At 69.5% G+C, this 12,669-nt stretch carries 11 protein-coding genes; 5 read left to right on the plus strand and 6 right to left on the minus strand.

All coding sequences use genetic code 11. The features are described 5' to 3' along the window. Window positions 1-140 precede the first annotated feature (140 nt). Window positions 141-1,478 (plus strand): MFS transporter, encoded by a 1,338-nt coding sequence (locus ACZK5D_RS09125; protein WP_463665065.1) that lies wholly within the window; start codon window positions 141-143, stop codon window positions 1,476-1,478. On the opposite strand, the gene ACZK5D_RS09130 is transcribed toward ACZK5D_RS09125, so the two are convergent. Next, on the minus strand, window positions 1,460-2,659 hold the full coding sequence (locus tag ACZK5D_RS09130) for an MFS transporter (protein WP_463665066.1): 1,200 nt from the start codon (window positions 2,657-2,659) through the stop codon (window positions 1,460-1,462). The two genes, ACZK5D_RS09125 and ACZK5D_RS09130, sit on opposite strands and share 19 nt — an antisense overlap. Continuing rightward, entirely contained in the window at window positions 2,656-3,825 is a 1,170-nt protein-coding gene (locus ACZK5D_RS09135) for a Gfo/Idh/MocA family protein (protein ID WP_458995375.1), read from the minus strand. Before ACZK5D_RS09135 ends, ACZK5D_RS09130 begins: the two co-directional genes overlap by 4 nt. Before the next feature lie 285 nt (window positions 3,826-4,110). Between ACZK5D_RS09135 and ACZK5D_RS09140 the strand changes: the two genes are divergently transcribed. From ACZK5D_RS09140 to ACZK5D_RS09155, 4 genes are read left to right on the plus strand one after another with little or no spacing between them, the layout of a single operon-like run. Beyond that, complete coding sequence (locus ACZK5D_RS09140; RefSeq protein ID WP_458995376.1) at window positions 4,111-4,938, plus strand: sugar phosphate isomerase/epimerase family protein; 828 nt, start codon at window positions 4,111-4,113, stop codon at window positions 4,936-4,938. Further along, complete coding sequence (locus ACZK5D_RS09145; RefSeq protein WP_458995377.1) at window positions 4,935-6,017, plus strand: Gfo/Idh/MocA family protein; 1,083 nt, start codon at window positions 4,935-4,937, stop codon at window positions 6,015-6,017. The genes ACZK5D_RS09140 and ACZK5D_RS09145 overlap by 4 nt, the downstream gene beginning before the upstream one ends. A gap of 22 nt (window positions 6,018-6,039) precedes the next feature. Next, window positions 6,040-6,897: a sugar phosphate isomerase/epimerase family protein gene (locus ACZK5D_RS09150; protein ID WP_458995378.1), complete on the plus strand. Its 858-nt coding sequence runs from the start codon at window positions 6,040-6,042 to the stop codon at window positions 6,895-6,897. 39 nt (window positions 6,898-6,936) lie between these two features. Beyond that, window positions 6,937-7,875, plus strand: a complete 939-nt coding sequence (locus ACZK5D_RS09155) for a D-hexose-6-phosphate mutarotase (RefSeq protein WP_458995379.1) — start codon at window positions 6,937-6,939, stop codon at window positions 7,873-7,875. A gap of 137 nt (window positions 7,876-8,012) precedes the next feature. Here the strand turns inward: ACZK5D_RS09155 and ACZK5D_RS09160 are convergent, their stop codons facing one another. The 4 genes from ACZK5D_RS09160 to ACZK5D_RS09175 form a co-directional block, all read right to left on the minus strand. Continuing rightward, on the minus strand, window positions 8,013-8,801 hold the full coding sequence (locus tag ACZK5D_RS09160; RefSeq protein WP_463665067.1) for a GntR family transcriptional regulator: 789 nt from the start codon (window positions 8,799-8,801) through the stop codon (window positions 8,013-8,015). Window positions 8,802-8,909: 108 nt separating this feature from the next. Then, entirely contained in the window at window positions 8,910-9,893 is a 984-nt protein-coding gene (locus tag ACZK5D_RS09165; protein ID WP_463665068.1) for a substrate-binding domain-containing protein, read from the minus strand. 82 nt (window positions 9,894-9,975) lie between these two features. Next, window positions 9,976-10,995, minus strand: coding sequence for an ABC transporter permease (locus ACZK5D_RS09170; protein ID WP_458995382.1), 1,020 nt, complete (start codon window positions 10,993-10,995; stop codon window positions 9,976-9,978). A 3-nt stretch (window positions 10,996-10,998) separates the two neighbouring features. Then, complete coding sequence (locus ACZK5D_RS09175; protein WP_463665069.1) at window positions 10,999-12,564, minus strand: sugar ABC transporter ATP-binding protein; 1,566 nt, start codon at window positions 12,562-12,564, stop codon at window positions 10,999-11,001. Between the last annotated feature and the right edge of the window lie 105 nt (window positions 12,565-12,669).

A 12,669-nucleotide genomic window follows, 5' to 3' on the forward strand; every position in this document is an offset into this window, starting at 1 on the left:
AGGTGGTGGTGTCAGGTGTTCGTTGCCCTCTTACCCACTCAGGACGCATGTCAAACATCGCCCGCCGAGGCCCGGCCCGGCGAGCCCACGTTTCCCGGGATGAGGCTCACCGTCGACCCCGTTCGGCATACATTGCTCGCGTGACGATCGAGCAGCCCCCCGCCGTCGACGACGCCCCGCTCCCCGGCGCGCTGTCCTCCACCAAGGCGCCGCGGAAGAAGGTGGTGGCCTGGGCGTTCTGGGACTGGGGCACGCAGCCCTTCGCGACGGTGATCACCACGTTCGTGTTCTCGGTCTACCTCACCAGCTCGGCGTTCGGCGACAAGGACGAGGTCACCATCAAGCTGGCGTGGGCGACGGGGACCGCGGGCCTGCTCATCGCGCTGCTGGCCCCGGTGCTCGGGCAGGGCGCGGACCGAACGGGGAAGCGGATGTTCCACCTGCGCTGGCAGACGTGGCTGCTCGCCGCGATCTGCGCCACGATGTACTTCGTCGCCCCGGCGCCCGAGTACTTCCTGCTGGGCGCGGTGCTGCTGGGCGCGGGCAACGTGGTCTCGGAGATCGCCAACGTCAACTACTACTCGGCGCTCGACCAGGTCAGCACCCCGTCGGACGTGGGCCGGGTGAGCGGCCTGGGCTGGGGGCTCGGCTACCTCGGGGGCATCACGATCCTGCTGGTGATCATCGGGGTGCTCGGCTCGGACTTCACGCCCGACGACGTGCGCCTCTCGATGCTGATCTGCGGCGCCTGGACGCTGCTGTTCACCATCCCCATCTTCATCGCGCTCAAGGACCGCAGGCCCGAGCACGTGCCGCCGTCGCTGGGGATCGTCGGCTCCTACCGCGAGCTGTTCCGCTCCATCGCGCGCGTCGGGAGGGACAACCCCAACACGCTGTTCTTCCTCGTGGCCTCCGCCCTCTTCCGCGACGGCCTGGCCGGGGTGTTCACGTTCGGCGGCGTGCTGGCCGCCGGCACGTTCGGTTTCACCTTCGGCGAGGTGGTGATCTTCGGCGTGGTGGCCAACGTGGTGGCGGGCCTGGCGACGATGCTGTTCGGCCTGCTCGACGACCGCCTCGGCCCGAAGCGGGTCATCCTGTTCTCCCTCGGCATGCTGGTTGCTCTCGGGCTGGGGATCTTCTACTTCCACGACGGCGGCAAGACCGTCTTCTGGATCTTCGGCCTGGGCATGACCCTGTTCGTGGGCCCGGCCCAGTCGGCCAGCCGTTCCTTCCTGGCACGGCTCATCCCGGAGGGCATGAGCGGGGAGATGTTCGGCCTCTACGCCACCACGGGGCGCGCCGTCAGCTTCCTGGCGCCGCTGATGTTCGGCCTGATGATCGCGGTTGGTGTCGCGGTGACGGGCGACGCGGAGACGTCGAGCCAGCACTGGGGCATCCTCGGGGTCGTGCTGGTGCTGCTGGCCGGCTTCATCGTGGCCCTGTTCGTCAAGCAGCCCCGTCAGGCCTCAACCGTCTGAGCGGGGCGGCTCACCCGCGGGCCGCGACCGTGGCCAAGGTGGTAGACGACGCCCGCCGCCACGACCAACGCCGACAAGCCCAGATACATCGTCGGCAGCCCCCACTGCGCGATCACTGGCCCCAGCGCCAGCGGACCCAGGCCCACGCCCAGGTCCATCATGATGAACAGCGTCGACGTGGCGAGCCCCACCCGGTGCAGCGGCGCGACCGACACTGCGATCACGTGCGCCGAGGACTGGAGCGTGCCCATGCCCAGGCCGAGCAGCCCGCCGGCCACCAGGAGCGCGATCCCGGACGAGGCCAGGGCCAGGACCACCATCCCCGCGGCCATGGACACCAGCGCCGGGTAGACGATCACGTTGTCGCCCCGGACATCGTGCAGCCGCCCCACGAACAGCCGCGACACCGCGATGACCCCGGAGTAGACGAGGAAGAAGCCGCTCAGCGCCGCCGTCAGGTCCAGGGCGGCGGCGTGGGTGGACACGTAGGTGAGCACGCCGGTGAACGCGATTCCCAGCAGCAGCATCATCGACGCGATCGGCAGCACCGAGCGCTCCATGAAGCCGCCCATCCGGCCGTGCGCGCGGTCGCCCGCGTGACCGGCCACCTCGACGTGGCGCACCGGCCCGGGGAACCTGAGACCCAGCGCCAGCAGCAGGGCCGCCGTCGACAGCACGGCGCCCAACCCGAACAGCCACGTGATGGACCCGAGCCGCAGCACAGTCAGGGAGATCACCGGCCCGATGGCGGTGGCCACCGTCCCGCTGAGCGTGAAGTAGCCCATGCCCTCGGACCGGCGCGCCGGCGGCAGCACCGTCATGATCGACGCGGAGATTGCCGTGTGCGAGGCCCCCATGCCGGCGCCGTGCAGCATCCGCACGGCCAGCAGCAGGCCCAGGTTGTCCGCCGGCACGTACAGGAACGAGGCGACGGTGAACACGCCGAGGCCCACAAGGAGCATCCGCCGCCTCCCCACCGCGTCGAGGAACCGGCCGGCGAAGGGCCGCACGACGAGGGCCCCGACGATGAAGATGCTGGCCGCCAGCCCGGCGGTGGCGTCCGACGCCGCGAAGGATTCCGCCGCGTAGGTGGCCATAGTGACCATCAGCATGAAGAACACCAGAGACACCAGGAAGTTGACCACCGTCGCCAGGACGAACGTGCGGGTCCAGATCGTCACGCGGTGCGCTCGGGGAACTTGCCCTCCTCGCGGATGCGGTCGTTGAGCAGCGCGAGGTACTCGTCGCCGTCGAACGCCAACGGCACCTCCTCGCCCTTCCATGCGGACAGGTGGATGGCGTTGGCCAGCCGGACGCCGTGCATGCCGTCGGCGCCGGGCGCGACCAGGGGCGTGCCGTCGACGATGTTGAGGGCGAAGTTCTCCAGCACGTCGGCGTGCTGGCTGCCGAACGCGGACTCGAACTCCAGCGTCTCCTGCGAGTAGAGCGTGTTGAGGTCCACCTGGCCGGTGAACAGGCGCATCACGTCGTTCATGTCCATGCCGGCGCTCAGCTCCTGCTCGGGCTTGCGCAGCCGGGTGACGATGGCCCGCTTGCTGTCCTCCACCACGATCTTGCCGGCGTCGCCGAGGATCTCGAGCCGGTCGGTGCCGGCGATGTCGTAGGTGCAGGTGACGAACGAGCCGGTCACGCCGTCGCCGTAGTCCACCATCGCGTTGACCTCGTTCTCGACGGCGATGTCGCGGTTGACGCCGTAGCCGAGCTTGGAGAACACGGCCTTCGGCACGCCGCAGATCCACTGCCACAGGTCGAGCTGGTGGGGGGCCTGGTTGACGAGCACCCCGCCGCCCTCGCCGCCCCAGGTGGCGCGCCAGGCGCTGGAGTCGTAGTAGCCCTGGGGCCGCCACCAGGTGGTGATGGTCCAGGTGGAACGGCGGATGTTGCCGATCTGCCCGCCGTCGACGATCTCCTTGAGGGCGCGGTACAGCGGGTTCATCCGCTGGTTGAACATGATCGCGAAGGTGAGCTCCGGCTTGGAGGCGGCGTAGTCGACGAGCTCCTGGGCCTGCTTGGTGTAGACGCCTGCGGGCTTGTCCACCAGCACGTGGAGGCCGGCCTTCAGCGCGGCGATCCCCATCTCCGGGTGGAGGTAGTGGGGGGTGGTGGTGACGACGGCGTCCACGTCGCCGCTGGCCAGCACCGCGTCGAGGTCCTCGTAGACCGGCACGCCGGGGTAGGTGGCGCGGGCCAGCTCGCGCTTGGCCGGGTCGATGTCGCAGATCGCGCCGATGGTCATGTGCGGCACGCGTCCGTCGTTGATGAGGGAGGCGTACATCCCGCCCTGCTGTCCCAGCCCGATGATCCCGAGCCTCACCTGGTTCGTCATGTGTGTCTCCTTGAGCGTCGTGAGCGTCCGCGCCCGCCTTCGTCGGTGGGCTGCCCGGATGACCCGGAGCTACGAGTAGAGCAGCGAACCGCCCTGCTCGCACTGTGTTGCCCCCTGTTGCCTTCGAGACAGGTGGGGGGCGGCAACATGTGGCAACTCCTTTGCGCGCCAGAGCGGCCTGCGTAGCGTCAAGGGACAGCGCCAACCCGAACGGCGGGACCCGACGACAGGGACGGCGCCACGCTGGTGCAGTGGTGCACCACAGACTTTGATCGGAGCTCACCCATGTGGACCCTGTCCGGATTCGCCGATGAGATCGACGACGACCTCGAGACCCAATGCGCCCTGCTGGATCAGCTGGGCATCCGCTACATCGAGTTCCGCAGCGCCTGGGGCGTCAACGTGCTCGACCTCGACGACGACCAGGTGGCCCGCGCCCGCGACATCCTCTGGGCCCACGGCATCCAGGCCTCGTCCATCGGGTCACCGATCGGCAAGGTCAACATCACCGACGACTTCGACGCCCACCTGGCTCGCATGGACCGGGCGGTGTGGGTGGCGCAGCAGCTGAAGGCGCCGTTCATCCGCGTGTTCTCCTTCTTCCTCAACCCCGACCAGCGCCCCGAGGACCACCGCGACGAGGTGGTCCGCCGGATGGCGGCCCTCGCGCAGCGCGCCGAGGCCGGCGGCGTCGTGATGCTGCACGAGAACGAGAAGGGCATCTTCGGCGACGTCCCCGAGCGGGTGTTCGACCTGGTCACCGCGGTGAACTCCCCCGCGCTCCGGCTCGCGTGGGACGCGGCGAACTACGTGCAGGTGGGCGTGGTCCCCTTCCCCGAGGCCTACGAGCTGCTGCGCCCCTACACCGACTACATCCAGATCAAGGACGCCAAGCTCGGGTCCGGCGAGGTGGTGGTGGCCGGGGCCGGAGACGGGCGCGTGCCCGACACCATCCGCGCGCTGGCGGCCGACGGGTTCGACGGGTTCTTCTCGATGGAGCCGCACCTCTCCTCCGCGCACCACCTCGGCGGCTTCTCCGGTCCGGAGAACTTCACCCGCGCCACCCGCGCGTTCGCCGCGATCCTCGACGGCGAAGGCATCGAGTACCGATGAGCGCCCTCCGGTTCGCCGTCGTGGGCTGCGGGTCCATCGCCCCCACGCACGTGCGGGCGCTGCAGCAGCTCGCCGGGCGCGTGGAGCTGGTGGCGTGCAGCGACATCGTCCCCGAGCGGGCCGAGGCGCTGGCCGCCGAGTTCGGCCTGACGGCCATGAGCTACGACGACGTCCTGGCGGACCCGAGGATCGACGCGGTGAGCGTCTGCGTGCCCAGCGGCCGCCACGCCGAGGTCGGCGTCCCGGCGCTGCTCGCCGGCAAGCACGTGATCATCGAGAAGCCGATGGAGGTCACCCTCGAGGCGGCCGACCGGCTGATCGCCGCGCAACGCTCCTCGGGGCGGACGCTCGCCGTCGTGTCGCAGCACCGGTTCGACCGCGCCGCCCAGGTGGTGCACGAGGCCGTCAGCGACGGCAGGCTCGGCGCCCTGGTGCTGGCCGAGTGCCGGGTCCCGTGGTTCCGCACGCAGGAGTACTACGACTCCGGCGAGTGGCGCGGCACCTGGGCCCTCGACGGCGGCGGCGCCCTCATCAACCAGGGCGTCCACACCGTCGACCTGCTGCGTTGGATGTGCGGCCCCGTCGAGTCGGTGTACGCGCAGGCCCGCACCGCCACCCACGAACGCATCGAGGTGGAGGACGTGGTGTGCGCGACGGTGACGTTCGCCAACGGCGCGATCGCCACCGTCATGGCCTCCACCAGCGCCTACCCCGGCTTCCCCGCCTCCCTCTCCCTCCACGGAACCGGCGGTGGCGCCGTGATCAACGGCGACCGCCTCGCCTCCCTGGCGCTGCAGGACGGCACCGCCCTCGGCGGCGAGACCACCACGGCCCACGCCCAGCAGGTGGCCAGCGGCGGCACCCGCGCCGCGACCCGGGCGGTGGACGAGGCGTCCGACCTGCCCGCCGATCCAGCCGACGTCTGGGGCGAGGCCCACCGTCTACAACTGCTCGACTTCGTCGACGCAGTCGCCGAGGGCCGCGACCCTCTGGTCGACGGCGTGGGCGGGCGGCAGAGCCTCGAGCTCGTGCTCGCCATCTACGAATCCGCCCGCACCGGCAGCGTCGTCCGGCTGTGACCACCCCCTGAAAGGAACCCCCATGGCACGCATCGGTGTGCAGGCAAGCACCATCAAGAACTCCTTCGTCGAGCACGGCACCTTCGAGACCCTTCGTCGGATGGCCGAGGTCGGCTACCGCGACATCGAGATGTCCCAGGTGGCGATGACGCCCGAGAACGTCTCCGAGATGAAGCGCGCGCACGACGAGCTGGGCGTCCAGGTGGTGGCGCTGTCCGCCGGCCTCACCCCGCCTCCCGGCGGCGGCGACTCGCTCAGCACCACCTACGACAAGATCGTCGCGGACTGCCGCACCCTGGGCACCGGCCTGCTGCGCGTCGGCATGCTGCCGATCGACGCGATGGGCCACCGCGACAGCATCGTCGACTTCGCCCAGAAGATGGAGGAGTACGCCAAGCGGCTGGCCGACGACGGCCTCGCGCTGTATTACCACAACCACCACGTCGAGTTCGCCCGCCTGGACGGCCGCTACATGCTCGACGTGATCGCCGACCTGGCGCCCAGCGTCGGCCTGGAGGTGGACGTCCACTGGGTCCAGCGTGGCGGCCTCAACCCGGTCTCCGTGCTGGCCAAGTACGCCGGACGCGTGCGGCTGGTCCACCTCAAGGACTACCGGATCGGCCTGCTCCCGGACTCCGCCCGCGACGCCATCGCCGCCGGCGACTTCGCCGGCTTCATGTCGGGGTTCTACGGCGTGGTGCAGTTCGCCGAGGTGGGCGAAGGCAACCTCGAGTGGGAGCCGATCATCGAACAGGCCCTGGCCAGCGGCGCCGAGCACCTGCTCGTCGAGCAGGACGAGACCTATGGCCGCGACCCGTTCGAGTCGCTCGCGATGTCGCGGGCCAACCTCGTCCAGCTCGGCTACGGCCACCTGCTCTGAGCCTCCCGCCGACCTTCACCAACCCCACCTGAGGACACCATGAACCCCACCGCCCAGACCGTCGACCTGCCCCGGCAGGACAACCACCCCGGCGGGGCGGCGACGCCCACCCTGCCGGGGTCGGTGCGCCTCGAGGATGGGCCGGGGGGGCTGGCCCGGGTGGTCGTCACCACGTCGGCCGCGTCCGCGGTGGTCTACCTCCAGGGCGCGCACGTCACCTCCTGGGTGCCGGCCGGGCAGGACGACGTGCTCTGGGTCAGCGGGCGCAGCGCCTTCGCGCCCGGCGCGCCGATCCGCGGCGGCGTGCCGGTCTGCTATCCCTGGTTCGGGCCGCACCCGACCGACGGCACCGCGCCGCTCCACGGGTTCGCCCGCACCGCGGTGTGGGAGCTGGAGTCGGCCGAGGAGCACGACGGCGTGGTGCAGCTGGCGTTCACGCTCGACACGGCGACCGTCCCCGCCGCCGACATCAAGGCGCCCGCCCTGCTCCGCTACACGGTGAACGTGGGCGCCGAGCTCGGCCTCGCGCTCGAGGTGGCCAACCGGGGTCCGGCGCCGCTCGTCGTCGAGGAGTCGTTCCACACCTACCTCGCCGTCGGCGACGTCAGGCGCGCATCTATCCGGGGCTTGGAGGGCGTCTCCTCGCTCGACCGCCTCACCGGCGAGCAGCTCCCCCCGGCGGGTGACGCGCTGACGCTCCGCGGCGAGACCGACCGCCTCCTCGCCCAACCGGGCGTGATCCGGGTCGACGACCCCGCCGGCGCCCGCTCGATCACGGTCCGGGCGCAGGACTCCGCCAACGCCGTCGTGTGGAACCCCGGCCCGGCGAAGGCCGCCGCGATGCCGGACTTCGGCGACGACGAGTGGACCGGGATGCTCTGCGTCGAGACCTGCAACGTCGCCGACGCTCGCGTGACCATCGCCCCGGGAGCCTCGCACACCATGGCCGCCACCCTGAGCGTCGCCCCGCCGGCCTGAGGTTCCGCACGACGACGAACGCCACCGCCGGGCAAACCGGCGGATGTGGTGCCTACTACGACACCAGATCCGCACCCAACCCATGCCGACGCCCCGTGGTAGGCGAGAACGACCCCGCCGAACTTGGCTCCAATGCCTCAGAGAGGGCGAACGCCAGGGCCGCCTCCGTCAGCGTGCTCGGCCCAGACCGTCAGGTCGAACCCATGGCGGTCGGCACGGAAGGTATGTTCGCCGCACTCGACGCCGCGCCCGACCCTGTCGACGCTCGTCCGCGTCAGCGTCAGCACCGGGTCCAGTGCGCCGATATTCAGCAGGTCACGCTCAGCGGGAGTAGGGTGCCGGCCCCCGATCCTCTGGGTGGCCACCAGCGGGTCGACCCCGTGCTGTCGCAGTGACGCGTACAGGCCCTGGTTCTCGAGGTCCGCGAACCTCATCGACGAGCTCGACGGCGGCAGCCAGTTGCGCAGTATGGCGAGCGGAACGCCGTCGGCCAGCCGGAGCCGCTCCAGGTAGAGCAGCGGAGTCCGGCTCCCCACCCCCAGGCGCCGGGCGACGTCGGAGTCCGTGACCGGGTAGGACAATCTCAGCAGCGTGGTGGTGGGCGTGTGCCCAGCGGCCGCGAGGTCGCTGTGGAGGCTGGTCAGGCCGCCCGGGCGCTCCTCCTGACGACGCGCGACGACGGTGCCCAGCCCACGACCCCTGATGAGCAGACCGTGGTTGACCAGCTCGGCGAGGGTACGGCGCACGGTGAGCCGGGACAGGCCGAGGCGTTCGGCCATGGACAGCTCGGCTTCGACCCGTTCCCCGGGCCTCAGCGTGCCGTCGACGATGGCGGCAGCCAGCTGGTCGTAGAGCTGCTGATAGAGGGGGATGTGGCTGTCGCGGTCCAGTGAGACCGGAACCTCGACCGGCTGGATGCGAAGCACCTGGTGGGAGGATGTCGACGCGACACTCACGATGGATGGCCCTCTCGAAGGGCGTGAGGCCCAGCCGGAACTGCTTCCGACCGGGCCTCACGCGGGGATGGATTGTCGTCAGCCGGTGATCTGCTTGATCTCCGGGTCGTCCATGTTCTCCGCGGTGACCCATGCCGACGGCGACACGATCTGGTCAGACGACGGCTCGGTCCCGTTGATGGCCTCGATGAGCGACTTCACCGTCTGGTAGCCCATGTTGTACGGGTTCTGCGTCACCACGCCGTCGATCTTCCCTTCGGCGATGAGGGTGAGGACGTCGGGATTCGAGTCCACGCCCACCACCTTGGTGTCCATGCCCATGGCGGCCACCTGATCGGCGATCGCGATGGTGGGGTATTCACCGGTGCCGATGAGGGCGTCGAGGTCGGGATTCGCCTGGAGGATGCCCTGCGCCTTGTCGCGCGCCTTGGCCGGATCGGCCTCGCCGTTCTGGATGTCGACGATCTCGATGTCGGGGGCGTTGGCCTCCATCCACTCGACGAAGCCGTCGCGCCGGAGGGCCGCGGTGCCCACGACGCCGTTGACGATGAGCGCCACCGTGCCCTTGTTGCCGATGAGTGCCGCGGTCTCCTCCGCTGCCAGGGCCCCGATCGAGGTGTTGTCCGAGGCGATGGTCACGATCGGCAGATCGGACGAGGCCAGGGGCGTGTCGTAGACGGCGATGGGGATGCCGGCCTCCTCGGCCTGGTCGAGGATGGCCGGTGCGCCATCCTGCGCACCGTCCTGGGGGGCGAATCCGATGCCGTCGACCTGGTCGTTGACGGCGGTCTGAAGCATGTTGAGCTGCCGGTCGCCCTCGCTCTCGGTGTCCGGGGCGTTCCACGTCACCTCGGCGCCGAACTCCTCGCCTGCGGCCAGTGCCCCGTTCTTGATGAGTGTCCCGAAGTCCGAGATGCCCTTGCCGACGATGGAGATGCGGATCTGGGCGTCGTCGGTGCCGGCCGCGCCGGCGGTTTCAGTGGATGTGGTTGAGGCGGCGCATCCGGACATGGCGGTCGCCATGAGTGCGGTAGCCGCGCAGTACGCGAACAGCTTCTTCATTGAAGTTCTCCTTCTGGTTGAGTCCGGGGGGACCGGGGTTATCGGGTCGGAACGGGTGTCCGACCGGGAATTGGGGGGCGGGTCACTCTTCCTTGCCGCCGCGGCGCATGATGTCGACGATCACGGCGATGAGGACGACGACGCCGAGGACCACCTTCTGCCACTGGTCCGGGACGCCCATGACGGTGAGCCCGTTGAAGATGGTCTGGATGGTGACGGCGCCGATCACAGCGCCGAAGATCGAGGCGCGGCCACCACGCAGCGAGGTGCCGCCGATGACGGCCGCCGCGATCGCGTACATCTCGTAGCCCTGTCCCAGAGTGGGCTGGGCCGCGGAGAGCCGCGACGACATCAGCACGCCGGAGATGCCGGTGAAGACGCCACAGATCACGTAGGCCAGCACCTCAAAGCGCTTCGTGTTGACGCCCGAGATGCGCGTGGCCTCCTTGTTGGAGCCGATGGACAGCGCATACCTGCCCACGACCGTCTTGTTCATGACGACGCCCGCGGCGATTGCCAGGAGGATCAGGATCGCGACACCGTTGGGGATGCCGGGGATGGTCTGGCCCATGGCGATCTGGTCGTATCCCTCCACGGAACGCAGCGAGACGGTCTTGCCGTCCGCCAGGACGAGGGCCGCGCCGGCGCAGACCATCATCATGGCCAGCGTGGCGATCATGGGCTGCATCTTCAGGTAGGCCACCAGCGAGCCGTTGATGAGCCCCAGAAGGGCGCCGGCAGCGAGGCCACCGAGGATGCCCACCCACATGGGTAGCTGCAGACCGCTCTCAGCGATGAGGAGAGCCGTGATGACGGACGTTGCCGCCATGCCCAGGCCCGGGGTGAGGTCGATGCCGCCGGTGGCGATGACGAAGCACAGGCCGATCGCCTGGACGCCGGTGACTACGGAGGCGAGGAGCAGGGAGGAGATGTTCTGCCACGTGGCGAAGTTGGGCTGCATGATCGTGAAGAACACGCCCAGCCCCACCACGACGAGCAACACCATGCCCTGCTGGATGAAGACCTTGTATCTGTCTGGGACCGACCACTTCTTTGCCGGCGGGGTGGCGGTCGCGGTGGGGACGGTGGTGTCGATGCTCATGGCTCACGCCTCAATCTGGTGTTGGGTCGGGTTGAATCGCGTGGCCAGCTCCATGATCTTCTCCTGGGTGGCCTCGGCGTTGGTGAGGACGCCGGTGATGCGTCCGTCGCACATGACGACGACGCGGTCTGACATGCGCAGGACCTCCTCCATTTCGGAGGAGATCATGATGATCGACTTGCCCTCCTGCTTGGTGAGCCGGTCGAGCAGCTCATAGATCTCCTGCTTGGCGCCCACGTCGATCCCCCGGGTGGGCTCGTCGAAGATGAGGACGTCGCAGTCCCGGAGCAGCCACTTGGCGAGGACCACCTTCTGTTGGTTGCCGCCGGAGAGGTTGCGCACCAGTTGGCGGACGGTGGGGGTCTTGGTCGACAGGGCGGCGGCCCACTTCTCCCCGGCCTTGCGCATGGCTCCGTCCTGCAGCAGGCCGAACCGGGTGAACTTTCCGATCGAGGCCAGGACGGTGTTGGCCGCGACGCTCTGCTGGAGGATCAGCCCGTACCGCTTGCGGTCCTCCGAGAGGTAGCCGATGCCGAGACGCACTGCGTCGCCGGGGTGGCCGATCCGGGCCACCCGACCGTCGATCTTCACCGTTCCAGCCGTCTTGCGGTCGGCGCCGATGAGCGCGCGGGCCGTCTCGGTCCGGCCGGCACCCATCAGCCCCGCGAAGCCGAGGATCTCGCCCTTCTCGAGGGTGAAGCTGACGTCCTTGAGCAGCTCGGCCGTGGACAGGTGCTCCACCTCCAGGATGGGGGCGGTGCGCGTGCGCGGGCCGGGGCGGATGTCCGTGGTGATCGTGCGGCCCACCATCAGCTGGATGATCTCGTGGATGGAGAGTTCCGCCGCCGGCCTGGTGCCGACGAGTTCACCGTCGCGGAGCACCGTGACCTGCGTGGCGAGCCGGCGGATCTCCTCCATCCGGTGGGAGATGTAGACGACCGCCGTCGACGGGGTGACGAAGTTGTCGATGATGCGGAAGAGGGTCTCCACTTCGGCGTCGGTGAGGGCCGCGGTGGGCTCGTCCATGATCAGGATGGAGGAGTTGAAGGACAGCGCCTTCGCGATCTCCACCATCTGCTGCTGGGCCACGGTGAGCAGCCCGACCGGAACCTTCGGGTCGATGGCGACGCCCAGCCGCTCCAGTAGTTCCGTGGCCCGACGGTTCAGGGCACGGTCGTCGTTGATCATCCCGCCGGGCAGCTTCGGCTCGCGGCCGATGAAGATGTTCTGCGCCACGGTGAGGTGGTTCATCAGGAAGAACTCCTGATGGATGACGCTGATGCCCGAATGGTGCGCGGACAACGGCGTGGGCAGGACCACCTTCTCCCCGCGCAGCCGGATCTCGCCGGAGTCCGGCTGATACAGGCCCGCGAAGATCTTCATGAGCGTCGACTTGCCGGCGCCGTTCTCGCCGACGAGGGCGTGGACCTCCCCGCCGCGCAGGGTGAAATCGACGTTGTGCAGGGCGCGCACACCGGGAAACACCTTGCCGACTCCCCGCGCCTCGAGCAGGATCTCGCCCGCCCCGGTGGGCGGCACCGCCCTCACCTCTGTCATCAGGTTCGTCATCATCAGCCTCCTTGCTGTTTGGATGCCCCGCGGAATGCTGCGGGCCGTGGTTCGGCGGCTCCACCGCCTGGGACGGTGGAGCGGCCTGTTCTGCTGTGCCGTGGC

This window comes from Tessaracoccus yangjingae (assembly GCF_055326235.1).

Bases quoted from the DNA above. Each gene is read 5' to 3' on its own strand.
- ACZK5D_RS09135 (WP_458995375.1), bottom strand. From the start codon at position 3,825: ATGACGAACCAGGTGAGGCTCGGGATCATCGGGCTGGGACAGCAGGGC.
- ACZK5D_RS09140 (WP_458995376.1), top strand. From the start codon at position 4,111: ATGTGGACCCTGTCCGGATTCGCCGATGAGATCGACGACGACCTCGAG.
- ACZK5D_RS09145 (WP_458995377.1), top strand. From the start codon at position 4,935: ATGAGCGCCCTCCGGTTCGCCGTCGTGGGCTGCGGGTCCATCGCCCCC.
- ACZK5D_RS09150 (WP_458995378.1), top strand. From the start codon at position 6,040: ATGGCACGCATCGGTGTGCAGGCAAGCACCATCAAGAACTCCTTCGTC.
- ACZK5D_RS09155 (WP_458995379.1), top strand. From the start codon at position 6,937: ATGAACCCCACCGCCCAGACCGTCGACCTGCCCCGGCAGGACAACCAC.
- ACZK5D_RS09165 (WP_463665068.1), bottom strand. From the start codon at position 9,893: ATGAAGAAGCTGTTCGCGTACTGCGCGGCTACCGCACTCATGGCGACC.
- ACZK5D_RS09170 (WP_458995382.1), bottom strand. From the start codon at position 10,995: ATGAGCATCGACACCACCGTCCCCACCGCGACCGCCACCCCGCCGGCA.
- ACZK5D_RS09175 (WP_463665069.1), bottom strand. From the start codon at position 12,564: ATGACGAACCTGATGACAGAGGTGAGGGCGGTGCCGCCCACCGGGGCG.